At 66.5% G+C, this 25,820-nt stretch carries 24 protein-coding genes; 14 read left to right on the forward strand and 10 right to left on the reverse strand.

Annotated elements, in window-relative coordinates; all coding sequences use genetic code 11:
• Position 1: 1 nt before the first annotated feature.
• Positions 2–1,027, reverse strand: a complete 1,026-nt coding sequence (locus MRBLMI13_RS01015) for a glycosyltransferase (protein WP_042542184.1) — start codon at positions 1,025–1,027, stop codon at positions 2–4.
• Between the two features lie 151 nt (positions 1,028–1,178).
• Here MRBLMI13_RS01015 and MRBLMI13_RS01020 point away from each other — a divergent pair, with 151 nt between their 5' ends.
• The 6 genes from MRBLMI13_RS01020 (at position 1,179) to MRBLMI13_RS01045 (ending at position 7,080) form a co-directional block, all read left to right on the forward strand.
• Positions 1,179–2,462: a CDP-glycerol glycerophosphotransferase family protein gene (locus MRBLMI13_RS01020; protein WP_367821063.1), complete on the forward strand. Its 1,284-nt coding sequence runs from the start codon at positions 1,179–1,181 to the stop codon at positions 2,460–2,462.
• Positions 2,463–2,464: 2 nt separating this feature from the next.
• A complete protein-coding gene (locus MRBLMI13_RS01025; protein WP_367821061.1) occupies positions 2,465–3,226 on the forward strand; it encodes a biotin--[acetyl-CoA-carboxylase] ligase in 762 nt (253 codons plus the stop codon).
• A 57-nt stretch (positions 3,227–3,283) separates the two neighbouring features.
• A complete protein-coding gene (locus MRBLMI13_RS01030) occupies positions 3,284–3,838 on the forward strand; it encodes a PH domain-containing protein (RefSeq protein ID WP_367821059.1) in 555 nt (184 codons plus the stop codon).
• Positions 3,839–3,927: 89 nt separating this feature from the next.
• Positions 3,928–5,052 carry a 5-(carboxyamino)imidazole ribonucleotide synthase gene (locus tag MRBLMI13_RS01035; RefSeq protein ID WP_042541967.1) on the forward strand — a complete coding sequence of 375 codons (1,125 nt, stop codon included), beginning with the start codon at positions 3,928–3,930 and terminating at the stop codon, positions 5,050–5,052.
• A gap of 109 nt (positions 5,053–5,161) precedes the next feature.
• Entirely contained in the window at positions 5,162–5,629 is a 468-nt protein-coding gene (gene purE, locus MRBLMI13_RS01040) for a 5-(carboxyamino)imidazole ribonucleotide mutase (protein WP_367821346.1), read from the forward strand.
• A complete protein-coding gene (locus MRBLMI13_RS01045) occupies positions 5,626–7,080 on the forward strand; it encodes an LCP family protein (protein ID WP_042541966.1) in 1,455 nt (484 codons plus the stop codon). The genes purE and MRBLMI13_RS01045 overlap by 4 nt, the downstream gene beginning before the upstream one ends.
• Positions 7,081–7,310: 230 nt before the next feature.
• On the opposite strand, the gene MRBLMI13_RS01050 is transcribed toward MRBLMI13_RS01045, so the two are convergent.
• Together MRBLMI13_RS01050 and MRBLMI13_RS01055 are read right to left on the reverse strand one after the other, a co-directional pair.
• On the reverse strand, positions 7,311–7,892 hold the full coding sequence (locus tag MRBLMI13_RS01050; RefSeq protein ID WP_367821056.1) for a hypothetical protein: 582 nt from the start codon (positions 7,890–7,892) through the stop codon (positions 7,311–7,313).
• Positions 7,893–8,035: 143 nt separating this feature from the next.
• Positions 8,036–9,796, reverse strand: a complete 1,761-nt coding sequence (locus MRBLMI13_RS01055; protein ID WP_367821054.1) for a DUF4012 domain-containing protein — start codon at positions 9,794–9,796, stop codon at positions 8,036–8,038.
• A 109-nt stretch (positions 9,797–9,905) separates the two neighbouring features.
• On the opposite strand from MRBLMI13_RS01055, the gene MRBLMI13_RS01060 reads away from it, so the two are divergent.
• Entirely contained in the window at positions 9,906–10,979 is a 1,074-nt protein-coding gene (locus MRBLMI13_RS01060; RefSeq protein ID WP_367821052.1) for a glycosyltransferase, read from the forward strand.
• A gap of 36 nt (positions 10,980–11,015) precedes the next feature.
• On the opposite strand, the gene MRBLMI13_RS01065 is transcribed toward MRBLMI13_RS01060, so the two are convergent.
• Positions 11,016–11,759: an ABC transporter ATP-binding protein gene (locus MRBLMI13_RS01065; protein ID WP_042541962.1), complete on the reverse strand. Its 744-nt coding sequence runs from the start codon at positions 11,757–11,759 to the stop codon at positions 11,016–11,018.
• Positions 11,743–12,576 (reverse strand): ABC transporter permease, encoded by an 834-nt coding sequence (locus MRBLMI13_RS01070; protein WP_042542182.1) that lies wholly within the window; start codon positions 12,574–12,576, stop codon positions 11,743–11,745. Before MRBLMI13_RS01070 ends, MRBLMI13_RS01065 begins: the two co-directional genes overlap by 17 nt.
• A gap of 230 nt (positions 12,577–12,806) precedes the next feature.
• On the opposite strand from MRBLMI13_RS01070, the gene MRBLMI13_RS01075 reads away from it, so the two are divergent.
• Genes MRBLMI13_RS01075 through MRBLMI13_RS01100 form a run of 6 tightly spaced genes read left to right on the forward strand, consistent with a single transcriptional unit; the run spans position 12,807 to position 20,513 of the window.
• Positions 12,807–14,492: a glycosyltransferase gene (locus MRBLMI13_RS01075; protein ID WP_367821050.1), complete on the forward strand. Its 1,686-nt coding sequence runs from the start codon at positions 12,807–12,809 to the stop codon at positions 14,490–14,492.
• The gene (locus MRBLMI13_RS01080) at positions 14,489–15,388 is read left to right on the forward strand and encodes a glycosyltransferase family 2 protein (protein WP_367821048.1); all 900 of its coding nucleotides are present in this window, start codon (positions 14,489–14,491) and stop codon (positions 15,386–15,388) included. The genes MRBLMI13_RS01075 and MRBLMI13_RS01080 overlap by 4 nt, the downstream gene beginning before the upstream one ends.
• Positions 15,385–17,310 (forward strand): DUF6541 family protein, encoded by a 1,926-nt coding sequence (locus MRBLMI13_RS01085; RefSeq protein ID WP_367821046.1) that lies wholly within the window; start codon positions 15,385–15,387, stop codon positions 17,308–17,310. The genes MRBLMI13_RS01080 and MRBLMI13_RS01085 overlap by 4 nt, the downstream gene beginning before the upstream one ends.
• Before the next feature lie 4 nt (positions 17,311–17,314).
• Positions 17,315–18,205 (forward strand): glycosyltransferase family 2 protein, encoded by an 891-nt coding sequence (locus MRBLMI13_RS01090; protein WP_367821044.1) that lies wholly within the window; start codon positions 17,315–17,317, stop codon positions 18,203–18,205.
• 53 nt (positions 18,206–18,258) lie between these two features.
• On the forward strand, positions 18,259–19,395 hold the full coding sequence (locus MRBLMI13_RS01095) for an NAD-dependent epimerase/dehydratase family protein (protein WP_367821042.1): 1,137 nt from the start codon (positions 18,259–18,261) through the stop codon (positions 19,393–19,395).
• Complete coding sequence (locus MRBLMI13_RS01100; RefSeq protein WP_367821040.1) at positions 19,392–20,513, forward strand: acyltransferase family protein; 1,122 nt, start codon at positions 19,392–19,394, stop codon at positions 20,511–20,513. The genes MRBLMI13_RS01095 and MRBLMI13_RS01100 overlap by 4 nt, the downstream gene beginning before the upstream one ends.
• Before the next feature lie 37 nt (positions 20,514–20,550).
• Here MRBLMI13_RS01100 and MRBLMI13_RS01105 read toward each other — a convergent pair whose 3' ends face one another.
• Positions 20,551–21,309 (reverse strand): glycosyltransferase, encoded by a 759-nt coding sequence (locus MRBLMI13_RS01105; protein WP_367821038.1) that lies wholly within the window; start codon positions 21,307–21,309, stop codon positions 20,551–20,553.
• Entirely contained in the window at positions 21,309–22,610 is a 1,302-nt protein-coding gene (locus MRBLMI13_RS01110) for a lipopolysaccharide biosynthesis protein (protein WP_367821036.1), read from the reverse strand. The genes MRBLMI13_RS01105 and MRBLMI13_RS01110 overlap by 1 nt, the downstream gene beginning before the upstream one ends.
• A 188-nt stretch (positions 22,611–22,798) precedes the next feature.
• On the opposite strand from MRBLMI13_RS01110, the gene MRBLMI13_RS01115 reads away from it, so the two are divergent.
• Positions 22,799–23,818: a glycosyltransferase gene (locus MRBLMI13_RS01115; RefSeq protein WP_367821035.1), complete on the forward strand. Its 1,020-nt coding sequence runs from the start codon at positions 22,799–22,801 to the stop codon at positions 23,816–23,818.
• Here MRBLMI13_RS01115 and MRBLMI13_RS01120 read toward each other — a convergent pair.
• The 3 genes from MRBLMI13_RS01120 to MRBLMI13_RS01130 are packed head-to-tail and all read right to left on the reverse strand — an operon-like array spanning position 23,796 to position 25,802.
• Positions 23,796–24,698, reverse strand: a complete 903-nt coding sequence (locus tag MRBLMI13_RS01120) for a glycosyltransferase (RefSeq protein WP_367821034.1) — start codon at positions 24,696–24,698, stop codon at positions 23,796–23,798. The genes MRBLMI13_RS01115 and MRBLMI13_RS01120 overlap by 23 nt on opposite strands.
• Positions 24,691–25,083 carry a DUF2304 domain-containing protein gene (locus MRBLMI13_RS01125; protein WP_367821032.1) on the reverse strand — a complete coding sequence of 131 codons (393 nt, stop codon included), beginning with the start codon at positions 25,081–25,083 and terminating at the stop codon, positions 24,691–24,693. Before MRBLMI13_RS01125 ends, MRBLMI13_RS01120 begins: the two co-directional genes overlap by 8 nt.
• A complete protein-coding gene (locus MRBLMI13_RS01130) occupies positions 25,080–25,802 on the reverse strand; it encodes a glycosyltransferase family 2 protein (RefSeq protein ID WP_056376221.1) in 723 nt (240 codons plus the stop codon). Before MRBLMI13_RS01130 ends, MRBLMI13_RS01125 begins: the two co-directional genes overlap by 4 nt.
• Between the last annotated feature and the right edge of the window lie 18 nt (positions 25,803–25,820).

Here is a 25,820-nt window from a genome sequence, read left to right on the forward strand (position 1 = left end):
GCTAGGGGAGTGGCGTGTTGCGGGTGCCGAGACGCGATGCGTCGACGGTGTCGCGAGCACCGCGCAGCACGCCGCCGAGGAAGCCGAGGCCCCACGAGAGGTGCATGGTCGGCAGCACGAGCAGCGTCCAGAGCCTCTGCCGTGGGCCGCCCCCGCCGGGCAGGCACGCGACGACGATCACCAGCATGAGGTACGCCACCAGCGGCAGATAGACGACGGCCGAGACGATCAGCGACAGCACTCCGGTGAGGACGCCGGTGAGCTGAAGGATCCCGGTGACGACGGCGACGGCGACGAGGACCACCAACGCAGGGGGAGCGAAGAAGCGGATGCCGTTGCGGCGCCCGTATCGGCGCACGAGCTCGCCGCGCCACGCTCCGGTCGCCCGGAACTGACGCGCGAGGCGCAGCCAGCTCTCGCGTGGCCAGTAGGTCACGGAGAGATTCGGGTCGAACCAGACGAGGTGCCCTGCCTGGCGGATCCGGAGATTGAGCTCCCAGTCCTCGCCGCGGCGGATCGACTCGTCGAAGAGCCCCACTTCTTCGAGCACCGTCCGGCGCATGACGCCGAGGTACGCGGATTCGGCTTCACCCTCGTGAGTGCCACCGTGATATGCGCCGCCACCGAGACCGACCGGCGAGTTGTAGAGGCGCGCCACCGACGTCTGGAACGGTGTGCGGCCGTCAGCGCGCATCACGCCGCCGACGTTGGCAGCGCCCGTGCGCTCGAGGGTCTGCAGCGCGAGCGCCGCGTACCCGGGAGCGAGTTCGGAATGCGCGTCGACGCGGACGATCGTCGCGAAGCGGCTGGCCCGGATCGCCGCGTTCAATCCGACCGGGATGTGCGCGGCGGGGTTGTCGACGAGCCGGATCCGGTCGTCTTCCGCTGCGAGACGCTGAGCGAGCTCCGTCGTGCCATCGGTGGACGGCCCGAGCGCGAGCACGAGCTCGGCCGGAACGCTCAGCTCCTGCGCCAGCACGGAGGCGATCGCGTGCTCCAGGTAGGCGCGTTCGTTGAGCACGGGCATGACGAACGACACTCCGTTCTCGGGGGTGGCGATGTCGTTGTCAGGCACATGACGATCATGGCATGCACTGCTCGGACGTTCGCTGATTCGAGACAGCGAGGGTCTCGGGGAAGCCGTCGGCTCGACCCCTCGTACTCGGTATCCTGGAGGGATGGGTGCAGTGTCCGACGTGAAGAAGGCCTACCGTCTGCTGAAGCGGGCGCTCGCCTCGCGCAAGGCTGTACAGCGAGTGCGACGGCGCCTCGCCGAACGCGAACCGCACCAGCCGGAGCACTACCAGGTGGCCGTGTACTTCGCCGACGGCGACGTGAACATGTACCAGATGCGGCAGTGGTACCGCCCGCTCGCCGAGCTGTCGAAGCGGTGGCCGGTCGTCGTGCTGTCCCGTTCGGCGACGGGTGCCGACAAGCTGCTCGACGAGGACGGCCCCCCGGTCGCCTTCGTCCCCACGATCCGTGACCTCGAGAAGTTCATCTCATCGCAGGACATCCGCGTCGTCCTGTACGTGAACCAGAACACCCGCAACTTCCAGATGTTCCGCTACGGCAGGCGCTGGCACGTGTTCATCAACCACGGCGAGTCCGACAAGATGTACATGACCACGAATCAGTACAAGGCGTATGACTATGCGCTTGTCGCCGGGCAGGCCGCACGCGACCGTCTGTCGCGGACGCTCTGGGACTGGGACATCGATCGGCGCACGATCGAGATCGGCCGCCCGCAGGCCGACCACTACTCGGGGACGCTCCCGTACGTGCCCGACGAGCGCACGGTCGTGCTCTATGCCCCGACGTGGGAAGGCGACCGCCCGAGCGCGCACTACGGGTCGATCGCCACGCATGGCGAGACCCTGGTCACGACGCTGCTCGCGTCCCGCGGTCACCGCGTGATCTACCGGCCGCACCCCCGAAGCGGGGTCGTCGACGACGAGTACGGCGCAGCGCACCGTCGCATCATCGCGGCGATCGCGGCGGCGAACGCCGCCGACCCCACGGCCCAGCACGTGTACGACAACGGGGCGGAGCTCGGATGGCAGCTGGCTGCCGCCGATGTCGCAGTCGTCGACATCTCGGCGATGGTCTACGACCGCCTGGCCGTGGGCAAGCCGCTGATGATCACGCGACCGGCAGACGAGCGTGCGTCGATCGACACCAACGGCTACCTGTCGGACTGCGAGTGGCTCAGCGCGGACGCTGCGGGGGACATCGTCGCCGAGGTCGAACGCGTCCGTGCCGACGAGGTGGCCATCGCCAGGCTGCGCATGTGGGTGCAGCACTACTTCGGCGACACGACGCCGGGTGCCGCGACCGAGAAGTTCCACGCCGCGATCGAGCGCCTCATGAAGGAGTGGCATCAGTGGCAGGCGCACGAGGTCGGGGCGGTGCGCGGCGACGAGGACGACGACGACGAAGAGGCCGACGAAGAGGAGGTCTGACGATGGACCTTCCGCTCACCGCTGCAGTCGCCTCGCATCTCGAGGTGCTGACCGACGCGGGCTCGACCAATGAGGTCCTGAGCGAACGCGCGCGCGAGTCGTTCTCGAGCCCGCACCTGTCGGTGCTCCTCACCGACAACCAGACAGCGGGTCGCGGTCGACTCGGCCGCTCCTGGACGGCCGCGCCGGGCGCGTCGCTTGCCGTCTCCGTTCTGCTGCGGAGGTTGCCGTCGGCCGATGCGCGCGGCTGGATCCCGCTCGCGGCCGGGGTGGCGATGGCGGATGCGATCGCCGAGCAGCTTCCCGACCACGCGGTGGCAGTCAAGTGGCCGAACGATGTGCTGGTCGACGGTCGCAAGATCTGCGGGATCCTGGCGCAGGCGACACAGGATGCCGTGGTCGTGGGAACGGGTGTGAACACGGCGATGACAGCGTCTCAGCTGCCGGTGCCGACGGCGACCTCCTTCGCCGTGATCGGCGTCGAGGTCGACGCCGATCGCCTGCTCGCCACCTATCTGCGAGCGCTCGACCAGCTGGTCGCCGACCTTGCCGCAGCGGGCGATGCCGTCTCGAGCGGCCTTCATGCCGCGGCGAGCGAGCGCTGCGCGACGATCGGTCTTGACGTGAAGGTCTTGCTCCCCGGCGACTCCGTGCTCGTCGGAACAGCCACAGGACTGGATGCCGACGGTCGACTTCTGGTGCTGGCGGAGGGCGCTGAGCGGCCGATCTCCGCGGGCGATGTGGTGCACGTCCGGCCGGCGTGACCCTGACACGCCCGGCGCGCGAGCGGCGATGTCGGCGGTTACGGGCACAATGGAGGGGTGACTCAGCCCGTGACTCTCGGCGGAAGGCCGACGATGCCACCGCCGGGTGCGCCCGCCGAAGAACTGCTCATCGCTCGGTTCCGCGCACACGCCCGGAGGCTGTTCTGGTCCGCGCTGGTGCTGGTCGCGGTGTTCGGGGCCACGACCTTCTTCTATGACAATCTCCCGGCGCCGTTCGAGAACTGGATGCTGCTGAGCGCGGCCGCAGCGATCGTCCTCCTGCTGGTGGTCGTGCCCTGGGTCGTCTGGTACTCGCGTTCGGTGACGCTCACCACGCGGCGGGTCATCGTGAACCACGGCATCGGTGCGCGCAACAGGCAGGAGATGTCGCACGCTCGCGGCTATACGATCGGCGTCCGCCGCGGCGTGATCCAGCGGATGTGGGGAGTCGGCACGATCACCCTGTCCAACGGGGTCGACGCGCCGCTGCGCCTCGCCAACGTCCCGAACGTGACGCTCGTGCACGAGACGCTGGCCGATCAGATCGAGGTCAGTCAGATCCTGGCGCACCGCGATGCGCAGGCGGGCAACGACGGGACCACGGGGTTCTGAGCAGAGCCTCGCTTGGCCGTGGTAGGCGCGACGAGTGAACGGCGTGCGCGCCGATGCGCGAGAATGGTCAGGACGAATGGAGGCGGCCCATGGCGCTGCGCGTTGGTGTGATCGGTGGAGGCCAGCTGGCTCGGATGATGATCGCTCCGGCGGTCGAGCTCGGACTCGACCTGAGGGTGCTCGCTGAAGACGAGGGGATGGCGGCGCAGCTCGCCGCGACCGAGGTCGGCGACTATCACGACCTCGAGGTCGTCCGCGCGTTCGTCGCAGACGTCGACGTCGTCACCTTCGACCACGAGCACGTCCCTCAGCAGGTGCTGCGGGCTCTCGTCGCCGAGGGCGTCGCGGTGCACCCCGGACCCGATGCTCTGCAGTTCGCCCAGGACAAACTCCTCATGCGGGCGCGGCTCGAAGAACTCGGCGTTCCTCAGCCCGACTGGGCGCCGGTTCGCGATGCGTCCGAGCTGCAGGCGTTCCTCGATGAGCACGATGGGCAGGGTGTCGTGAAGACGCCGCGCGGTGGCTACGACGGCAAGGGCGTGCGCGTCGTCCGTGCGGCGAGCGAGGCTCAGGACTGGCTCGACGGGCTCGCCGACGGCGAGGCTCTGCTGGTCGAGGAGCTGGTCGGATTCGTTCGTGAGCTCGCGCAGCAGGTGGCCCGCCGTCCCAGCGGCCAGATCGTCGCCTATCCGGTCGTCGAGACCGTGCAGCGCGAGGGCGTGTGCGCCGAGGTGATCGCGCCGGCGCCGCATGCGACCGACCGTCTCGCCCAGGTCGCCGAAGAGATCGGGCGGTCGATCGCCGAAGGACTCGGGGTCACGGGCATGCTCGCGGTCGAGCTCTTCGAGACCGACGACGAGCGGATCCTCGTGAACGAGCTGGCGATGCGCCCGCACAACAGCGGCCACTGGAGCCAGGACGGTGCCGTGACCGGACAGTTCGAGCAGCATCTGCGTGCGGTCGCCGATCTGCCCCTCGGCGACACCGCGCCTCACGCCGCCTGGTCCGTGATGGTGAACATCCTCGGAGGGCCGCAGAGCGGCTCGCTCGGCGAACGCTTCGCCGGAGCGATGGAGGCGCATCCGTCGGCCAAGATCCACACCTACGGAAAGGCCCCGCGTCCTGGCCGCAAGGTCGGACACGTGAACGTGACAGGCGACGACCTCGACGATGCGGTGTACGTGGCCCGTGCGGCAGCGGCTCACTTCGACTGAGGGTGCGTCGAGGGGTGTGCCGTTCGGGGTTTCTCCCAGCACCAGACCGTAGCCTGAGTGGGTGACTGAGCCATTGCACTCCTCCACCGCGCCCCTCGTCGGCGTCGTCATGGGATCCGACTCCGACTGGCGCGTGATGAGCGACGCCTCTCAGTCGCTGACGGACTTCGCGATCCCGCACGAGGTGGAGGTCGTCTCGGCGCACCGCACCCCTGACAAGCTCATGCAGTACGCGAGGGAAGCGCGCGGTCGCGGCATCCGAGTGATCATCGCAGGCGCCGGTGGTGCCGCACATCTTCCCGGGATGCTCGCCTCGATGACGGCGCTGCCGGTCATCGGCGTCCCCGTGCCTCTCGCCTACCTCGACGGGATGGACTCGCTCCTGTCGATCGTGCAGATGCCCGCCGGCATCCCTGTCGCGACGGTGTCGATCGCGGGAGCGCGCAACGCGGGTATCCTCGCCGCACGTATTCTCGGCACCTCCGACGACGACCTCGCCGATCGCATCGAGGCGTACGCGCTCGATCTCGAAGCGCAGGTCGAGGAGAAGAACGATCGGCTGAAGGGGGCCCTGTGACCCTTGCGCCGCCGCGAGGGTCGGCGCGACCGCTGATCGAGACCCGCCCCCTGCGGCATCCGAACACCGCGGATCCAGGGATGATGACCAAGCGCGGCTGGTGGCTGGTGCTGTTGAACCTGCTCGTGCCCGGTTCTGCTCAGGTGCTGGCCGGCAATCGCCGGCTCGGGCGCATCGGTCTCGGAGCGACGCTGCTCGCGTGGTTCCTCGTGATCGTGGGCGCGGGTTTGGCGCTGTTCGCGCGGCCGGTGCTGCTGTGGCTCACCGTCGGTGGCGGCTGGTTCTCGGCGGTCGTCCTCACGCTCGTTCAGGTGCTGCTGATCGCCTACCTCGTGCTCTGGGTGGTGCTCACCTTCGACGTGCTGCGTCTCGTCAGACTGATCAGAGTCCCCGGTCCCTCGAAATTCGCGATCCCTCTCGTCGCCCTTCTTCTGCTCGGTCTCGTCGGAACGGGCACCGGATACGCCGCGTCCTATGTCGGCACCGCGCGGGGCACGATCAACACGATCTTCGGCCAGAGCGGGCCGAGTCTGCCGCCGAGCGAGGGGTACTACAACATCCTGCTGCTCGGTGCGGACAGCGGTGAGGGCCGCGACTCGATGAGGTTCGACAGCATCTCGGTGGTCTCGGTGAACGCGACCACCGGCGCCGTCACGATCACCGGCATCCCGCGTGAGCTTCCCAATGCGCCCTTCAGCGAGGGAAGCCCGATGCAGGCGCTGTACCCGAACGGCTTCGAGGGTCACAGCTCGAGCTCATGCGGATGGAACGGCTGGATGAACCACGTGCGCAACGCCGCGGAGATCTGCCGCGACGACAACGGCGCCTCGCTGTATCCGGACGCCGCGGCGCACGGTTCCGATGCGGGCATCGAGGCCACCAAGGATGCGGCCGAGGGCGTTCTCGGCATCGAGATCCCGTACTACGTCTTCGTCGACATGCACGGTTTCGCGGCGCTCGTCGACGCGCTCGGCGGCGTGGACATCAATGTCACGGAACGGCTTCCCAAGGGCGGTCCGCCCGAGGGCACGGACCCCTACGACGTGGATGCGTGGGCGATCGGCTGGATCGAGGTCGGTCAGCAGCATATGGACGGCGACACCGCCCAGTGGTATGCGCGATCGCGCTACACGACGAGCGACTGGGACCGCATGAAGCGCCAGCGCGAACTGCAGGAGGCGATTCTCGCGCAGTTCACACCGCAGACCGTGCTCACGCGGTTCAACGAGGTGGCTTCTGCGGGAACAGCGCTGATCAGCACCGATCTGCCTCAGGACAAGCTGCCCGAGTTCTTCGACCTGATGACCAAGGCTCGTGAGCAGCCTGTCACCACGGTCGAGCTCACCCCCGAGCAGGGTGTAGACGAGCACGCTCCGGACTACGGGTTCATTCACGAGATGATGCAGCAGACGCTGCATCCTCCGACGGAGACCCCGACCCCGACGCCGTGATCGGCCGTGCCGTGATCGTCGACCCGTGGTCGGTGGTAGCCGGTCGCGATGCCGCGGATCGGCGTGGCTCGATCACTCAGGAACGCATGAGTGAGCCCACGGCCACCACCTGAGAGTGAAGGTGGTGGCCGTGGGCCTCCGGTGCATGACCGGATTCACCAGACGACGGTGATCGGAGGGGGAGGGATCACCGTCGTCCAGTCGACTCCCGCTGAGAGCGGGAATCTGATCTAGGCGCGCTTGCGGCGAGTGACGCCTGTCGCGACGAGCACTCCACCGGCCACGAGTGCGGCTGCCCCACCTCCGAGGACCCACGGCGACACGCTGCCGCCCGTGAGCGCGAGCTCGAGCCCACCGCCGGTGAGCGGAAGCTCTGTGCCCGCGGATGCGACCCCGGGGTCGTGGTCGCAGCTCACGGCGGAGTCATGGCCGTGCGAGACCGTGATGGTCGCCGTGTACGACCGCGAACCGCTGAAGGCCAGGGCATAGGAGCCCTCTCCGTCGGACGGCGGGCGGAACGTGACCACGAGGCTGCCGTCGGCGGCCGCAGTGTTGCCCGAGACGGCCGAGTCGCCGGCGTTGAGGCCGGAGACGGACACGCCGACGTTCTCGGACGGCAGGAAGTAGCCTGCGCCGAACGCGACAGTGGACACTTCGCAGATGTCGATGATCGGATCATCGACGGTCACGCGCGGTGTGCCCGCGTACGAGTCCGACTCGGTCGGAACGACCGGCGCGGCAGAGGCGACAGCAGGTGCCATGAGCACGAGTACGCCAGCGGTAAGGCTGATGGCAGCCAGTTTCTTCAGCATGATTCTCCCCAGAAATACACGCGGAATCGCCTTCGAATACACCCCTGCATCCGACTGCGTGAGTTCTTCCTGTCCCCACGACAGAATTGCAGAACTCAGATATTCCCCAGTGGGATTGACACTACATCATGGAATCGGGAAAGTCACGAGGCGCAGCGCAGTTGCTCGCGAGTTGTCTCCGGACTGTTCACCATGGGCGTGTGGTCGACCACCGTCAGTCGTTCTCCAGCCCCGGTTCCCTGGAATTCGACGGTGATCTTCGACGATTCCCCCGGGGCCAGGAGGACCTCCTGCTGAACCGCCGATCGGGAGCCGAGCAGAGCGGTCTGCACGCCCACCTCATCTCCGTCGCGGTCGATGTGAGACGGAGTCGCACCTTCGGGGCCGTACACGGTCACGAGCGTCCGGGTCGACCCGGCAGGTACTCCGTAGAACCCGTCAGCGGTCACGTAGGGCGGCAGGGATGTCCCGGCGTCGGCAGGTGCATCGTTCGTCCAGGTCACAGTCACCTGCGTGGTCTGCTCGCCATCACAGGTGCCGATCGAGGTCGTGATGGTGGCATCGGCATAGAAGTCCATCTTGCCGCCGGTGGTGTCGTTCAACAGGACGCCCACATGGGTCTGAGTGTCGTCCTCCGGCAGCGCCCCGCCGAGAGAAGAAGCCGACAGGATCGCCTCCTCGTCCTCATGCGCGCTCCAGATGCGGATGCGCCCTTCGTCGGCTGACGCGGAGAGAGCGGCGACGAGATCCTTCGGATCCGCCTCGGTCAGCGCGGCGGAGAGAAGCGCTCCTGCCGCTTGCGAGAAGATCTCGTCCTGTGCGAGAGGATCGGGCACCGCGGCGTAGATCTCGGAGAGCAGCAGGTCGACCACGGTGTCTTCGGTGGCGGTGAACGGCCCGAACGCGAGCGGTCCCGTGGCTGCGACGAGGTTCTCGGTCATCACGGCGTCGACCGCGATGACACCGTCGACCGGCTGACCGAAGCGGTCCTGCCATCGCTTCGCGATCGCGGGTCCCGCCTCGGTGAAGTCGGGGATGCTCGTCAGGTTCTGCATATAGCGACCCGGACGATCCTCGAAGAGGGCGACGGTCGACTCGCTGAGCGGGATCGGCGTCTCGAGGGCGGGGAAGTCCGGGACGGAGGCCTGTTGCACGAGTGTGATCCGGCCGTTCTCGGCGTGAAGTAGCGCGATCGCACCGATGATGCCACCGGACGATCGCAGCTCGGCGTTGTTCTGCATCGCGAGCACGTAGTTCCGGGGTCCTTCCGCGCCGAGCATGCTCGGCAGCAGCGCGGACGCGCCGTGCAGCGCTCCGACCACCGTGGCGGCCTGCGTGACGGTCGTCCTCATCTCGCGCACTGCATCGGCGAGCGGGGGCAGGGTCGCGTCCGCGTCGATGCCGAGGGCACGTGTCTCGGCCGAGGTCAGCGTCGTGCTGGCCTCGGCGAGAGAGGGCTCGATCTGCGCGAAAGGCGTCAGATCGATGGCGCCGCCCGAGAGTCCGAGACTCGCGAGGTCGAGTGAATCAGCGGCCTCCAGAACGGGGACGAGAGCATCCGAGGCGACGTCGTCGGCGATCTCGGCGACCTCGCTCACCGCCGAGAAGTTCGGACCGAGCCACGGCAGCAGGCCGAATCCGAGCCAGATCGGGTCGGACGTCAGGTCGTGGGCCGACTCCGCATGGTGGGCGATGCGGGAGGACAGCGATGCTGCCTTCTCGAGGTCGCCCTGGCCGATCGCCTGCTTGAGCGTCGATGACGACGCCGCGACCTCCTGCAGGTTGTTCACCGCACCGATGCCGCGGATGGCGACCCAGCCGACCGCGAGCACGAGGAAGATCACGATCACGCCGATGGTCCACCGCAACCACCGACGTCGTACAGGCAGGCGTCCGTCACTCACCCCTGCATTCAAGCACGAAGCGACATATCGGGGGTGCGGAGCTGTCCGATCCTCGTCGCTCGCGGTCACGCTCCCAGGTTCAGGCCGGTCGGGCGATTACTGTTATCGCATGGGTGCTCGGCTGCGCGTGGTTCTGGATCAGCTGACGCATGTCGTGCACGCGGATCACGCATCGGCGGCATCCGACCTCACCGCGGCGCTGATCTCGACAGCCCCCTCCGGGTGCGATGTCGAGGCTATCGTCCCCTCCGGCGTCGAGGTGCCGATCCCCGGTCTCGCGGATGTGCGCAGACTGTCGCTCGCGCGCCGCGAGCTCGCGGCATCGTGGCAGCTGGGGATCGTGCGAGGAGTCGGCGGAGGTCTCATCCACTCGCCGACGCTGATGGCCCCGTTGGTGCGGCACGATCGCCTGCACGACCACGACCAGACGACCGTGACGCTGTGGGATCTGCAGGCGTGGGAAGAGCCGGACTCTCTCTCGAAGTCCGCCGTCGCCTGGCAGCGGGCGATGCTGAAGCGAGCCGTCAAGCACGCGGATGCCGTCGTCGTGCCCTCGCACGCCGTCGGCGCGCGCCTGGCGGAGATAGCGAAGCTGAGCGGACGGATCCGCGTCATCCCCGGTGCTGCCCCGTGCGGCCTCGTGGTCCCGTTCGACGCGACCGCACGACGAGCCGCCCTTTCTCTGCCCGCGGGCTATCTGGTGCTCACGGGCTCCGCCGATTCGCTCGAGCACGGTTTCCGGGCGGCGATCGCAGCAGGCAAGGAAGCCGTCGTGCTCGACGCGCCAGAAGGCTCCGAGCCGAGGCTGGCCGAGGTCGCAGCGGCCGCAGGACTGTCCGAATCGAAAGCGCACATCCGCGGGTCGCTGTCCGTCGAAGATCGGGCAGCCGTCCTCGCAGGCGCGTCCGCGCTGGTGGCGACGAGTTCTCGCGCCGCGTGGCCCTGGCGTGCTGTCGAGGCGATGACCCTCGGTGTGCCCGTGGTCGCCGTCGAGAGCGGAGTGCACTATGACGTGATCGCCGACGGGGGAGTGATCGCCGAGCCGACGGAGATCGCCGAGGCCGTGGCTGACGCGGTCGGTGACGGCTCGCGCCGCCTGAGCGTGCTCGGCGCCGACCGGTCTCGCTCTTTCTCGTGGCTGGGCGCGGCCGAACGCGTGTGGGGACTGCACGCAGACCTGTGAGCCCCGAGACCTTCGGCCTCGGGCGTCGGGGCCTGCTCAGGAGCGCATGACAGCTACGGCCTCCGCGCTGGGGCCGTCGAAGCGCACCTTGCCCTTCTGAAGCAGGATGCCGCGATCGCAGAGGTTCGAGACCATGTTGAGATCGTGGCTGACGACGACGAGCGTCTTGCCCTGGGCGTGGAGTTCGCGCACGCGGGCGAGGCACTTCTTCTGGAACGGCTCGTCGCCCACGGAGAGGATCTCGTCGATCAGCAGGACGTCCATCTCGGTGTGGATCGCCACGGAGAACGCGAGTCTGAGGAACATGCCGGATGAATAGTGCTTCACCTCGGTGTCGATGAACTGCTCGATCTCGCTGAACGCGACGATCTCGTCGTACCGCGCCTCGGTCTCCTTCTTGGTCATGCCCAGGATCGCGGCGTTGAGGAAGATGTTCTCGCGTCCGGACAGGTCGGGGTGGAACCCTGCGCCGACCTCGATCAGGCCGGCGACGCGGCCGCGAGTGAGCACGGTGCCCTCATCCGGTTCGAGCACCCCCGAGATCAGTTTGAGCATCGTGGACTTGCCGGATCCGTTGAACCCGAGAAGAGCGACGGATTCGCCCTGCTGGATATCGAACGAGACGCCGTCGAGCGCGTGGAAGTCCGTCGTCAGCGGCTTGCGGCGGATCGCGGCGAGAGCCGTCTCCTTGATCGAATGCGTGTGCCGGAGCTTGAAGGTCTTGTGGACGTCGTCGATGATGATCCGCGGGAGAGGCTGCGCATCAGAGATCTTGGGCAAAGCGGCCCTCCAGTCGGCGGAAGACGAGCTGGCCGATGACCAGCGCGATGAGTGACGTCACGAGTGCGATGAGCCCGTACAGCCAGATGTCGGGGATCGGGGAGGCATCGGGTCCGAGTGGGAACCAGACTCCGTAGTGGAACAGCTCGACGGCGGCGGTGATCGGGTTCAGCCGATAGAGGACGAAGAGCCACTCGGGCACGACTCTGGCGACCTGGGTCCACTCGTACATCACCGGAGAGGCCCAGATCGCGACCATCACGATGATCTCGACGAAGCTCTGCGCGTCGCGGAAGGTCACGTTGATGGAGCCGAAGAAGAGGCCGAGGCCGCTGGCCAGAACGGCGATGATCACGAGAGCCAGCAGGATGGCGCCCAGGGAGGCGAACGAGGGGGCCCAGCCGAAGAACAGCGAGATCGCGATCACGACGATGATCTGCGGCACCGTGTTCACGGCGGCGATCATCATGCTCGCGATGGGGAACATCTCGCGGGGCAGGTAGATCTTCTTGATGAGCGCCGCATTGTCGACCAGCGAGCGGGTGCCGTTGGAGAACGCCTCGTTGAAGAATGTCACGACCGTGATGCCCGAGAGCAGGTAGATCGGGAAGAAGTCGACCCGGTCGTTCAGACCGAGGAAGACACCGATCGCGACGAAGAAGACGACGAACTGCACGAGGGGCTTCACGTACGACCAGAGCCACCCGAAGATGGATCCCCGATAGCGGATCTGGACTTCCTTGCGCACGATGAGCGAGAGCAGATGCCTTTGCCGGAAGACCTCGAGGAGCCCTCGATTCGCGCCAGGAGTCGTCATTCTCTGGTCGTCGGCTGTGCGAGCCTGTTGCACCGCGATTCCACCTTCCGACGCGCCGACGGTCTCGGGCGCACCGAGAGCAATCATACGATCCCTGACGCATCGTCCCTGGCAGATCGATGGGGAAGCCGCTAACGCACAGCACAGGCTCAACCCAGGGTCGCAGGGGCGGTCGCTGGTAGGATCGCGGAGGTCTCGTGCGTCCGTCGATCCGAAAGCAAACTGTATCCGTGACACCTCTTCAAGCTCTCGATCAGCCTGCACTCTTCCGATTCGAGGACCCGCAGACGGGTGCGAATCTGTCGGAGCGCGAACGTCGCCTTCTCGTCGGTGCGCTGAACTTCCACGCGCTGATGGCGCCTCAGCGGACGCTTCGGATCCATCTCTACGACGGCTCGGTGGAGACGACGCCTCGACTGACCGACGACAGCACGTTCGACGGACTCTCTCGGAACAACCGTCACCGGATCGAGAGCTTCGACATCGTCAGCTCCGTCTCTGTCGAAGAGCGTGAGCCCGAACGCACGGAGGCCGCCTCAGCCCGACTCGTGGCGTCGCCCGCCAGGCATCTGCACGTGTCGTCCGACGGCGTTCTCGACTCCGATCCGTACCGCCCGCAGCGCCCTGGCCTCATCGGCGGGATCGCACGGAGTGTCAAGTCGCGCGCTCCGCTCCTCTACGACGATGCGCGCGATCTTTCGCTGCTCAGATTCCGACGCAAGCTCACGACCGCGATCGAGCCTCGCGACTATGAGGCGGAGTTCCGCCGTGGGGGTGCGCACGAGGACGAGGTGATCGTGCCGGCCGGCCCCGCCCCCGAAGGAGCGCAGAAGGCCGTGATCATCGGCCTCCACTGGTTCGAGCTCGGCGGCGCCGAGCTCTGGGCATTCGAGACCGTGCGTCTCGTGCGCGAGGCGGGGCTGCTCCCGATCGTGCTGACGAATCGGGACTCCCACCAGCCGTGGGTCACTCGTCCCGAGCTCGACGGGGCGCTGCTCATCCCCTTCTCGGAGCCCACCGTCCAGTCTCAGACGGCCGGCGTCGAACCGCTCCTCCGATCGCTGCTGCGCACCTTCGACGTGCGCGGTGTCGTCATCCATCACAATCAGTGGCTGTACGACCGGGTGGCGTGGATCGCGGCCTCGCGACCCGGCATCCCGATCATCGACAGCACGCACATCGTCGAGTACACGGGCGGCGGCTATCCCCTGAGCAGTGCGATCGCATCGAAGTCGATCACCACGCACCACGTGATCTCTCCGAGCCTCGCCCGCTGGATGACGGACGTGCAGCGGATCCCTGCCGATCGCGTGGTCATGGCACCGCTCGGCGGACTCACCGTGAAGCCGAAGGATGCCGTGTTCCGCCCGCGGACCGCGGGGGAGCAGTTCACCGTCGCGTTCATCGGCCGGATGGCACGGCAGAAGGCGCCGGAGGTCTTCATCACGATGGCGCGGAGGCTGAAGCGTCAGGGCTACTCGCTGCGTTTCATCCTCCACGGTGGCGGCGAGTTGTCCAGCTGGGTCGATGACATCATCGAGGCTGAGGGGCTGGGTGCCGACATCATCCGGCGCACCTCAGACACCCCCGTCTCTGAGACGTTCGACGAAGCCCACGTGCTCGTGGTCGCCTCCCACAACGAAGGCCTCACTCTCACGACGCTCGAGGCGATCGCTCACGGAGTGCCGGTGATCTCCACGGATGTCGGTGCCCAGAGAGACATCATTCCGGAGTCGGCTCTGGTTCCTCGTTATGCGCGCCTCGCCGCACGCAGGCTCGCCGACGCGGTTGCCCCGCTCGTCAACGACGAAGAGGCGAGAGAAGCGCTATGGCGCAAGGAGCGCAAGGCTGAGAAGAAGCTGCTGTCTCAGCAGTCCGCGAGTTCATGGTTCAAGGAAGAGGTGGGCTCGTGGTGAGTGTCGCTGGAGTGGTCGTCACGTTCAATCGGCTTGAGAAGCTGAAGACCGTGATCGCATCGATCGAGGCGCAGACGCACCCGGTCGAGACGCTGTTCGTGATCGACAACGCCTCGACCGACGGCACGGCGGAGTACCTGGCCGCGCTCGAGACAGCGGTGCCCCTCGAAGTGGTGACCATGTCGACCAACTCCGGGGGAGCGGGCGGGTTCTCGGAGGGGATGCTGCGCGGATACGCGTCCGGTGCGGATCACGTCTGGATCATGGACGACGACTGCTATCCGAAGCCGGAAGCCCTCGCGAGCCTCATCGCCGGTTTCGACGGGGCGGTCAAGGAGCTCGGCGGCGACGTGCCCTTCGCATGCTCGGTGGTCGAGTTCACCGACGGCAGCATCTGCGAGATGAACAACCCGGTGACCACGTGGGACTGGGGACGCCTGCTCGTCAAGGGGCAGAAGAACGTCATGGTGACCGCGTGCTCGTTCGTCTCGGTGCTCATCCCGCGGTGGGCCATCGCGGAGTACGGGCTTCCCTATTCCGAGTACTTCATCTGGTTCGACGACCGGGAGTACACGCTTCGCCTCACCGCGCGTTGCCCCGGTGTGCAGGTGCTCGACAGCGTCGTCGTCCATGACATGGGTGACAACCGAGGCGTGAACTTCGCGATGGTCGACCGCAAGAGCCTGTGGAAGTTCTCGTACGGCGTGCGCAACGAGGCTTCCTGGCAGCTGCACCACCGCGGGTTCCTCTACTTCGTGGAGTTCGGTGCGCGACTCTTCGTGAGCCTTCACCGCGGCCGCGTTCCGCTGGATCTGCGCGCGAAGCTGCTCGGCAAGTGGGTGAAGGGCATCACCTTCAACCCGAAGATCAAATACCCAGAGGCGGAGGCGGCGTGAGCTGGATCTCTGCGCTCCTGCCATTGATCACGGCGGTCGCGCTGCTCGCAGCTCCGGGGTATCTCATCGCCCGGCTTCTCTCCCTGCGCGGCCTGTGGGCCTGGGCGTTCGCTGCGCCGGCGTCGGTCACCGTCATCGTCCTCGCCTCTCTGTGGACCCCGCTCGTCGGGATTCGATGGACGGTGCTCCCCGTCGCCGTGACGGCCGTCGTGGTGATGGTCATCGCTGGCATCCTCGGCAGGCTGCTGCGCAGCTCGGAGCCTGCGACTCCCACTCCGCACACCCCCCGTGCGACGGTGTGGGCGCTGGTCGCAGCCGGTGTGCTTCTCTCGCTCCAGCTGGTCCTGATCGTCGGCGATCCGAACAACATCTCGCAGACGTTCGACAACATCTTCCATCTGAATGCCGTGCGCTACATCATGGACACCGGCTCGGCCTCTCCTCTGACAGTCGGCGGAATGACAAGCCCCGAAGGAGGGCTGTGGTTCTATCCGGATGGGTGGCACGCCTTCGTCGCGCTGGTCGCCGAGACGACCGGCACTTCGATCATGATCGCGTCGAACGCCTCGATGATCGCGGTGGCGGCCCTCGTCTGGCCGGCGTCGGTGCTGCTGCTCACGCGAGTCATGGTCGGAGGCCACCCGATCGTGACGCTGACCGCCGGGGTGGTCGCTGCCATCATCCCGGTGTTCCCGATCATGCTGATCGACTACGGCGTGCTCTATCCCTACTTCCTCGCGTTGAGCCTCCTTCCCGCTGTGCTGGCAGCGACGATCGAACTGCTCGGTTTCGGATCTTCCGCGTCAGGACTCAGCAAGGGAACGCTCCTCATCGCGCTGCTGGGCGGGCTGCCCGGCGTCATCATCGCGCACCCCGGTGCTTTCGTCGCATGGATCGTCCTGGCGATCGTGACAGCGGGGTTCGCCTACGTGAAGTTCGTCCTCGGCTCTCCCGCACGCGGAGCGCTCATCCGCAACACTGTCTTCTTCGCGCTGGCGCTGGCTCTGGCGGCGGTCGCTTGGACGGTTCTGAAGCCCGCCGAAGAGGCTCGCGGATGGCCAGTGGATCAGACCATCGGACAGGCGATCGGGCAGGCGATCACACTGTCTCCGACCTACGGAAACGTGAGCTGGGTCGCTGTGGTTCTCCTCGTCATCGGCACGGCGGGTCTCATTCGAAGGCGCAGTCTGTCGTCGGCACTGCCGATCGCCCTGTATCTCGTGGTCGTCGTTCTCTACGTCGTGTCCAGTGCCATGGTGTGGCCGGAGCTGAGGGATCTGCTCACAGGGGCGTGGTACAACAACGCTCCCCGGCTTGCTGCGCTGTTGCCGATGCTCGTGGTGCCGATCGCGGCGTTCGGAGGCCTTCTTCTGTTCCGCTGGATCCGCGGTCTGCTCGCCACCGAAGGAGCTCGCCGCAGAGTAGTGGCCGGGGGCATCGTCGGGGTCGGGGTCGTGCTCCTCGGCGGACAGCTCTATGCGAACCAGCAGGCGGTCAGATTCGTGGCAGCCGTCTATGCGTACGGCGACGAGTCCCGGCTGATCTCGTTCGATGAGCTCGAGCTGCTCGAACGACTGTCTGAGGAGACTCCTGAGGATGCCGTGATCGCAGGCAGCGCGTGGACGGGTGCCGGACTCGCCTACGCCTACGCCGACCGCCACGTCACGATGCCGCATACCCTCACCAGTCTCTCGGAGGATCAACAGCTCATCCTCGACGACCTGGCCGATGCGGAGCCCGGCTCGGCAGTGTGCGATGCGGTCGAACGAACCGGCACTGCCTACGTGTTGGACTTCGGTACCCAGGAGATCCACGGGGCGCGCCATGACTTCGCCGGTCTTCGACGTCTGGCCGCATCTGATGCGGTCACGCTCGTCGACGCCGAGGGGCGAGCGAAGCTCTACGAAGTGACAGGATGTTGACACGGTGACTCACGAGATCTTCGTCCCTTTCTGGGGCGAACCCGCACTCCTGTTCGAGACGATCGAGTCCGTCCGAGTCCAGAGCGACCCGGACTGGCGGATGGTCGTCATCGACGACTGCTATCCGGATGAGAGCGTCGCCGAGTACTTCGCCACGCTCGGCGATCCGCGGATCGAGTATTCGAGAAATCAGACGAACCTGGGCATCACCGAGAACTACCGGGAGGCGATTCGGCGGGCGACCAGCGATTTCGTCACAATCCTCGGGTGCGACGATCTCATGCACCCCGACTACTTGCGAGTCGTGAAGGCAGCGGCGAACCGCGTACCGGGTGTCGACGTCATCCAGCCGGGAGTCCTTGTCATCGACGAGCACGGGCGCGAAGTCGTGCCTCTCGTCGACCGCGTCAAGCAGCGAGTCCTCGCCCCGAAGACAACAGGGGGGATCGCTGTCCTCACGGGAGCGCAGATGGCGACGAGTCTGATCCGGGGGGACTGGCTGTATTGGCCCTCGCTGACCTTCCGCACCTCGACTCTCAAGCGGATCGATTTCCGTGACGGTCTGCCGATCATCCAGGATCTCGCCCTACTGATGGACATCGCCTTCGATGGCGGCTCTCTCGCCTACGTGCCCGAGGTCGTCTTCTCCTACCGGCGACACGGTTCGAGCGCATCGCAGAAGACCCTCCTCGACGGTCGGCGTTTCCGGGACGAGCGCACGTACTACCGGCAAGCGTTCGCGCTGGCGAGAGCTGTCGGCTGGCACGCGACCGCACGTACGGCCCGTGTCCGGCTCATGTCGCGCCTGCACGCGGTCGCCGAGCTGCCCGGCGTCATCGTGCACGGCAATCGTGCTGGACTACAATCGACGCTGGCGCACATCTTCACGATATGAGCGCCGGGCTGGCGTGAACTTCGCGCCGGCGAAGGATCCCCGGAGGCCCACTGATGCCTGAGCATATATTGATCACTGGAGGAGCGGGCTTCATCGGCACGCGTCTCGCCGCCCGGTTCGCGCAGGACGGTCATGCGGTCACAGTGCTCGACTCGCTCATTCCCCAGGTGCATGGGGATGACCCGCAGCAGACATCACCCCTGCTGAGATCGCTGCGGGGTATCGCGGACGTGATCGAGGGCACCGTGACATCGACCGACGACCTCCGCCGTGCGCTCGAAGGCGCCACTGTCGTGGTGCATCTCGCGGCCGAGACCGGCACGGGGCAGTCGATGTACGAGATCGACCGCTATGTCGAGACCAACGTGGGCGGAACGGCGAAGCTCCTCGATGTGCTCGCGAACAAACCCAACTCCGTGCATCGCGTCGTCATCGCGTCGTCCCGATCCATTTACGGGGAGGGCGCGTACCGGACCGGAGACGGACGGCTGGTGTATCCAGGTCATCGCGCAGACGCGGACATGGCGGCTGGAGACTTCGATGTGCACCACCCAGGAGAGGGAGTCCTCTCGCTCGTGCCCACCGACGAAGACGCCAAGCTTCATCCGTCGAGCGTGTACGGAATCACCAAGCAGATGCAGGAGTCGCTGGTGATGACCGTGGCGCCGACGATCGGCAAGGACAGCGTCTCTGTTCGATATCAGAACGTGTACGGACCCGGGCAGTCGCTCAAGAACCCCTACACGGGAATCCTGTCGATCTTCTCGACTCTGATCCGCCAGGGCAAAGAGATCAACATCTTCGAGGACGGCGAGGAGAGCCGAGACTTCGTGTACATCGACGATGTCGTCGAGGCGACATTCCTGGCGGCGACCGATCCACGAGCGGCCGGACAGACCTTCAATGTCGGATCCGGGGTCGCCACGACTGTCAACGAAGTCGTCGCCGCGCTCTTCGACGCCTTCGGACGGGACGTCCCGACTCGAGTGTCCGGCAACTACCGCCTCGGTGACATCCGACACAATGTCGCCGATACCAGTCGTCTCAAGGAGGTGCTCGGCTTCACTCCCCGGACGGAGTTCCGCGACGGGCTGCGTGCATTCGTCGAATGGGTGCTGTCGGAGCCGATCGAGGTAGACGGATATCAGCGTTCGCTCGATGAGATGAGCAAGAGGAATCTCCTGAAGTGACGCATCCGCTCCTGCGGGCAGAGAAGTTCCCCTACCGTGACAACAGTCTCAATCTCTTTCGTCTGATTCTGGCGTTCCTGGTGCTCTTCGCGCACGCCTTCTACATCGTCGGCCGCTCGGACAGCCCCGGGTTCAACGGTGAGAACCTGGGCGGCTGGGCGGTGATCGGGTTCTTCGTGCTGAGCGGGTTCCTGATCACGCGCTCACGATTCCGATCGGATGCAGGGACCTTCCTCCTGCACCGCATAGCGCGAATTCTGCCCGCGTTCGTGGTCTGCCTGCTCGTGACGGCATTCGTCTTCGCACCGGTGGCTCTCCTGCTGACGAAAGGAACGCTCGACGGGTTCCTCACGACGGGCCCGACGCCCCTGGAGTACGTGTGGGGAAACCTGTTCCTTCACATCGACCAGTACCAGATCGGTGAGTCGCTTGCGACGGTGCCGTATCCGAACGCCTGGAACGGCTCGCTCTGGACGCTGTATTTCGAGTTCCTCTGCTACCTCGTCGTGTGGCTGCTGGGCGGGCTGGCGATCTACCGACGCTCGATCGCTCTCGTCGCGTCGCTCTGGCTGGTCTCGGTGGCACTTCGTGCGACCGTCGCGCTGGGTCATACCGGGGGCCTCGACGAGGACTTCTCGCTTTTCGTGCGCCTCGTCCCGTACTTCCTCGGCGGGTCACTGTTGTACCTCTTCGTCGATCGCAGGGGGATCGTCCCCCTGGCCGGCATCCTCGCGATCCCCGCTGCAGCGGCGCTGATGGTCTTCGTGCCTGTGCTGGGCGGACCGTTGGCCGCGCCGCTCTTGGGATACGCGCTGCTCTATCTGTCGACGATCATCCCGCAGCCTTCCTGGATCGCGCACAACGACGTGTCCTACGGCTTCTACATCTACGCGTGGCCCGTCCAGCAACTGGTCCTGATACTGGGTGGCGCGCGTTGGGGACTCGCTGTCTACATCGTCATCACGACGGCCGTGACGTTCGCGCTGGGATGGTTGAGCTGGGTACTGGTGGAGCGACACTTCATCCGGCTCGTGCGCGGACCACGAGATCGGGAGCGCGAGTCCGCCGAATCCACCTCATCGGTGCCGACGTCCGCGGAGACCACTACAGGCACCTGACCACGCTGCGGTCGACCGCGTGGTCGCGCTGGGACGTCTAGCGGGAGCCCCGCGTTGCGGCCAGTCGGCGTCCTGCCTCTCGCCACAGCCGGACGAGGAGAAGCCTGGAACGCAGGGCGGCGACCAGGCCGCGCGGCCGGGAGGTAGATGCATTGCTGTCGTGGACACGACGGAGCACAGTCGCCTGCTCGAGGTGCGTGAGCATGCCGGCGCGGTTCGCGACGGTCGCGATCCACAGGTCATGCGATTCACGGAGGTAGTCCGGGAAGGGCGTGACGAGCGGGAGAACGTCCCGACGAATCGCCATGGCGCATCCGAAGTACGGAGCATTGCCGGCGAGGATCATGAGCTCGGTGCGCAACGGCCGATGCTCGGCGCTGCCGTGAAGCAGCCACGGGCGACCGGTCAGAGGGGAGCGAAGCGGGGTTCCCGTATCGAGCAACAGCAGATTCGACGCCACGACGCCGAACTTCACCGCGGCGTCGGCGAGCGCGTCGCGTCGACCGGGTACCCAGACGTCGTCCTGATCGCTCAGCAGCAGGACATCTCCGCTGGCGAAGGACAGTGCACGCTCGAAAGAGCTGACGTAGCCCAGGTTCTGGGTGTTTCGGAAGACCTCCACGCGCGCATCGCGGTAGGTCTCCAGAAGTGCGACGGTGTCGTCGGTGCTCGCGTCGTCGACTATCACGACCTGATCGTCCGGCCGCAACTCCGCGAGGATCGAATCGAGCTGCTCACGCAGGTACGCAGCACCGTTGTACGTCGCCATGCAGACGCTCACCGATGGGCTGTCCATCACGGAGTCTCCTCTTCGGTCGGGGACCGGGCGTCCCGCGTTGCGGTGGCATCGGATCGGGGAGAGAGGCCGACGCGAGTGGCGAGGGCGATGCACCCGAGCAACGTGGCGGTCTCGCTCGCAGCGAAGCCGATGGCGACGCCGGTCGTTCCAAGCCAGGATCCGAGAACAACCATCAGGGCCACGCCGACGATCGCGGCGAACATGCTGACGGCGAGGACGAAGCCGTCCCTGCGCGCGGGAATGAGGATGTTGCGGATGAGCGGCGTCGACATCGTCACGGCGATGAAGGCGATTCCGAGGAAGTGGAAGGCCGCGGGGTCACCCTGCTTGTCGGCACCGAACAGCAGGCCGCTGAGCAGGGGGCCGAAGATCGCGAGGACGACCCAACCGATTGCCGCGATCACACCCATGACGGCGAAGGCAGCGAGGTTGCGTGAGCGACGGCTCCGAGAATCCGTGGTCTCCAGGACCCACCCCTGAAGCGCGTTCCCGGCGGCGGACACCCCGAGCGTGCCGTAGCGATAGATGCGGTCGCTCGACGCGTAGGCGGCGACATCGACGGGCGAGGCGATGAGCCCGGCGACGGGAACAGGCGCATTCTGGTAAAGGCTGCCGATCGACTCGACGCCCCACGCGGCTTTCATGTCGCCGACGTCCGATCGCAGACGTGCGATTCCCGGCCAGGTCGGCCACAGACGATGCAGCACGCGTCGATGGAATGCGAGCGTGCCCAGCACGATCGAGAGGCTCAGCAGTACTCCGTACCAGAGCACGTTCTGCGTCACGAGGACGACGACGATCGCGGCGGCAGTGGCGATGCCCCGTGGCACGACCTCATACCAGAGCGCTATGCGGGGCGATGAGACGCCGACGGCGTACCAGCTGAGACCGATGCCGTTGAGGGCTCCCGCGACGGCGAAGGCAGCGGCTACAGCCCAGGACGACGTGGGAGAGATGAGCGAGGCCACGACCGCGCTCAGCAACGACGCCACGACCACGACCGCAGCCCGGATGTAGAAGGAACGGCCGTAAAGGGCACGGCGGTCGTCGTCGGAGCTCGCCATGGCCACGAGCGGCGTTCCGAGGATGTTCCATCCGACGAGACCGATCGCGCCCGCGAAGGTTCCGACTCCGAGGCCGATATTGAGTGCGGTCCAGTCGTCGGTGCTCGACGCACGCGACATGAAGGGAAGCGCGATGAGAGGAAGGACCGAGGCGAGGAAGGGCAGCGTCGAGAATCCGATGAGTCGACGAGCCAGTGCGCTCGCCGGCGACGGTGTCGGCCGTGCTCCACTCATAGGGCGACACCGGTCGACGGTGCTGCGAACCGGGCAGTCGCCTCGATCGAGCACGGGTGAGGGAGGGCCCGGGACATGAAATCATCCTACGGCCTCCCGTGCACGACCACCTGGGAGCGCGAGTCGCAGCGGCTCGTTCGGGCATGCCCGTAGACTGGACGAGACCCGACGAGCTCTTGCGAGGAACGATGGCGCATACGCCTGGCCGTGGAGCGATTGTGCTCGCCGCATACGACCCCCACCCCGAGCTCTTCGCTCGGCAGATCCGCTCCCTGCGGTCTCAGACCGTGACTGACTGGGAGTGCATCGTCTCGGTCGACGGCGATGATGCGACCGTGCGCAGGATTCTCGATGAGGTCGCCGCCGACGACCATCGATTCCGCGTGCTCGCCGATGGTGATCGACTCGGGTTCTATCTCAACTTCGAGCGGGGGCTGCGAGCTGTTTCACCCGGCACCGCCTGGGTCGCGCTGTGCGATCAGGACGACTCCTGGTACCCGGAGAAGCTCGAAGTGCTGCTCCCGCACCTCGAGGACGTCGACCTGGTGTCGGGCCAGGCCCGACTGATCACGTACCCGGACGAGATCGTGACCGGGCAGACGGACCGCCGAGATCTCGGACCGATCATGACGTTGCTCAACAATCAGTTCACCGGGTCGCTCTGCGTCCTCCGAGGCGACCTGATCGAGCCGTCGCTTCCGTTCCCGCGCATGTCCACGCGTGCGGCTGCTCACGATCACTGGCTCGCCGCACTCGCAGGCGCGACCAGGGGGACCCGTGTCATCGATGTCGTGGTTCAGGACTACGTCCAGCACGCGAACAACGTCTTCGGTGACCCGAGCCGCATGGGCGCTACGACGCGGCTCTCTGCGCTCCGAGTGGCTTGGCGCAACGCACGGGCGTTCACCGAGCGCTACGAGGGCTCTTCGAGCCTTCCCGCCATGCTCAGGATGCTCTTCCGGGTCTATGTCGGCTGGCGCCAGCTTCTCGCCGATACCGTGGCGGAGCGGACGGGCGATCCGAGGACTCCCGTCAGTGCCTTCGGCGTCGAGCGTCGGTTCTGGCCGACGGTCCGTTTGCTCCGCCGAGCGCGCAGACGCGGTTACGTTGCCAGTCGGTTCGTGCTCGAGTACCTCGCCAGCTGGATCGCTGGCGTCTTCGTCGAGGGGCGCTCCTCCACGAGGATCACTTCGCGACCGACCAGCTGATGCGGGCGGCGGCCACCTGCGTCTTCGCGGGAGCACGTCCGCCACGGCCGAGGCAGCCGTCCACCGCTCCGCGGACGAGCACGGCCGCCATGAGACGACGCGGTCTCGCGGACGCCGCGACCAGCGCGAAGTAGGCGAGGTCGATAGCCAGATCGGTGACCATGCGCAGCGGCGCGGTGCGCAGGTAGCGACGGGTGAGGATGAGTCGGTTGCGCATCCGGTAGTAATACCGGAAGGGTGTGCTCACCATCGTCGAGATCGTCGGGGGGAGTGGTGAGAAGGGGCGGAGAGGCGCCGGTCGCCCCAGTTCATGGTCGATGCGAGTGGGGGCGGCGATGATGCGGTACCCGAGGGTCATAGACCGCAACTCGTAGTCGGTGTCCACGAGATCGATGAACAGCGCCTCGTCGAACGGTCCGACAGAATCGAAGGCCTCGCGTGGAATCAGCATGCCCGATTGGATGACTCGTCGGGCCACGGGCAGGGCATCGTCCGATCGGGTCTGTCGAACCTCCGCGAACTGTGCGGGCACCACTCCCGAGACCCGTTGTCCGGCAGAGGACGCCTGCTTCCACGTCGCATGCAGAACGCGGAGGGTGTCGGGCGACGGCGTCGAATCCTGATCGAAGGTGACGACAGCAGCAGCGCCGTCCTCGAACGCGACGGCGATGGCCGCGTTCAGCGCTGCGGCGATCCCGTCGTTCGTGGGCCGACGCAACACTCGGGCTCCCTCGTCGAGGAGCCGGGGGAAGACGTCGTGCGGATCATCACCACCGTCATCGACGACGACGATCGGATGCTGAGGCGCGACACCACGCACCGTCTTGATGAGGGACGGCGTCGGGTTGAAGGTGCTGAAGACGAGTGCGAGATCACTCATCGTCGGTGATCTGACGATCCCTGGCGAGAGCCTTGAGCTCGGCGACATCCGCCTCCAGCCGGCTCTGCGCCAGCCGTGCAATGGCAGCCTCCTCCGCCAGGCGGCGGAGGCGTTCCTCGGTGCGAGTCAGCTCCCAGGAGAGGTGCAGGGAGGCGGCGAGCAGCAGCGTGATGGCGAGCGTGAAGATCAGATTCGCGGGCAGCTGGAACCCGAGCGCAAGCGTCAGCCACTGGAGCGCGGCCGGGAAGATCCCCAGCAGAAGGACCGCGAGTCCGATCACCAACCAGAGCACTGCGTACTTCTCGCGCAGCTGACGTCTGAGCAGCATCGCGGTCACGGCCCCGACGATGAGGAGGCCGAGTACGAGGGCGCCGATGGAGATCATGCGCGGCCTCGCATCGGGCGTCGGACCACTGCGAGCGTCATCGCGAAGATCGACCGCGCGAGGTAGACGGCGGAGCCGATGAAACCCTGGCTCGGGTTGCCAGACATGCGCGGACGCATGGCGACGGCCACCTGCGTCACGGTGAGGTTCGCGTGGATCGCGGCGACCAGGCTGTCGATGGTGTCTCCGAGATACTCGGCAGGGTAGTAGGTGACGTACTGGTCGATCGCTCGCCGATTCGCCGCTCGGAATCCGCTCGTGACGTCTGTGAGCTTCGTGCGCGCGATTCGAGAGATCGCTCCGGCGAGGAACACCATCGCCCATCTCCGCGGTCCGCTCGCCTGATAGGTGCCGACTTCGGCGAAGCGCGCGCCGATCGAGATGTCGGCCGACTTCAGACCGGAGAGGATCCGTGCGATGTCCTCAGGGTTGTGTTGGCCGTCCGCGTCGACCTGGATCGCGACGTCGTAATCGTGACGCTGTGCGTACGCGTAGCCCGTGCGCATGGCCCCGCCCACGCCCATGTTGTAGGGCAGTGTGAGTACATCCGCTCCCGCACTCCGAGCGACGAGACCCGTGTCGTCCGTGGATCCGTCGTCGACCACGACGATGTCGGCATCCGGAAGGGTGGCCCTGATCTCAGCCACCGTGGTTCCGACGTTGTTCGCCTCGTTCCACGCGGGCACGATTATCAACAGTCGTTCGCTAGCCGAGCCCATGGATCCCATTCTAGAGGC

Origin of the sequence: Microbacterium sp. LMI13-1-1.1 (genome assembly GCF_040815625.1) — a bacterium.
Lineage (GTDB): Bacteria > Actinomycetota > Actinomycetes > Actinomycetales > Microbacteriaceae > Microbacterium > Microbacterium forte.

What these genes read in the sequence shown, in the direction of transcription:
- MRBLMI13_RS01015 (WP_042542184.1), bottom strand. Translation starts at nt 1,027, where the DNA reads ATGCCCGTGCTCAACGAACGCGCCTACCTGGAGCACGCGATCGCCTCC.
- MRBLMI13_RS01020 (WP_367821063.1), top strand. Translation starts at nt 1,179, where the DNA reads ATGGGTGCAGTGTCCGACGTGAAGAAGGCCTACCGTCTGCTGAAGCGG.
- MRBLMI13_RS01025 (WP_367821061.1), top strand. Translation starts at nt 2,465, where the DNA reads ATGGACCTTCCGCTCACCGCTGCAGTCGCCTCGCATCTCGAGGTGCTG.
- MRBLMI13_RS01035 (WP_042541967.1), top strand. Translation starts at nt 3,928, where the DNA reads ATGGCGCTGCGCGTTGGTGTGATCGGTGGAGGCCAGCTGGCTCGGATG.
- purE (WP_367821346.1), top strand. Translation starts at nt 5,162, where the DNA reads ATGGGATCCGACTCCGACTGGCGCGTGATGAGCGACGCCTCTCAGTCG.
- MRBLMI13_RS01050 (WP_367821056.1), bottom strand. Translation starts at nt 7,892, where the DNA reads ATGCTGAAGAAACTGGCTGCCATCAGCCTTACCGCTGGCGTACTCGTG.
- MRBLMI13_RS01060 (WP_367821052.1), top strand. Translation starts at nt 9,906, where the DNA reads ATGGGTGCTCGGCTGCGCGTGGTTCTGGATCAGCTGACGCATGTCGTG.
- MRBLMI13_RS01070 (WP_042542182.1), bottom strand. Translation starts at nt 12,576, where the DNA reads ATGACGACTCCTGGCGCGAATCGAGGGCTCCTCGAGGTCTTCCGGCAA.
- MRBLMI13_RS01095 (WP_367821042.1), top strand. Translation starts at nt 18,259, where the DNA reads ATGCCTGAGCATATATTGATCACTGGAGGAGCGGGCTTCATCGGCACG.
- MRBLMI13_RS01105 (WP_367821038.1), bottom strand. Translation starts at nt 21,309, where the DNA reads ATGGACAGCCCATCGGTGAGCGTCTGCATGGCGACGTACAACGGTGCT.
- MRBLMI13_RS01110 (WP_367821036.1), bottom strand. Translation starts at nt 22,610, where the DNA reads ATGAGTGGAGCACGGCCGACACCGTCGCCGGCGAGCGCACTGGCTCGT.
- MRBLMI13_RS01115 (WP_367821035.1), top strand. Translation starts at nt 22,799, where the DNA reads ATGGCGCATACGCCTGGCCGTGGAGCGATTGTGCTCGCCGCATACGAC.
- MRBLMI13_RS01120 (WP_367821034.1), bottom strand. Translation starts at nt 24,698, where the DNA reads ATGAGTGATCTCGCACTCGTCTTCAGCACCTTCAACCCGACGCCGTCC.
- MRBLMI13_RS01125 (WP_367821032.1), bottom strand. Translation starts at nt 25,083, where the DNA reads ATGATCTCCATCGGCGCCCTCGTACTCGGCCTCCTCATCGTCGGGGCC.
- MRBLMI13_RS01130 (WP_056376221.1), bottom strand. Translation starts at nt 25,802, where the DNA reads ATGGGCTCGGCTAGCGAACGACTGTTGATAATCGTGCCCGCGTGGAAC.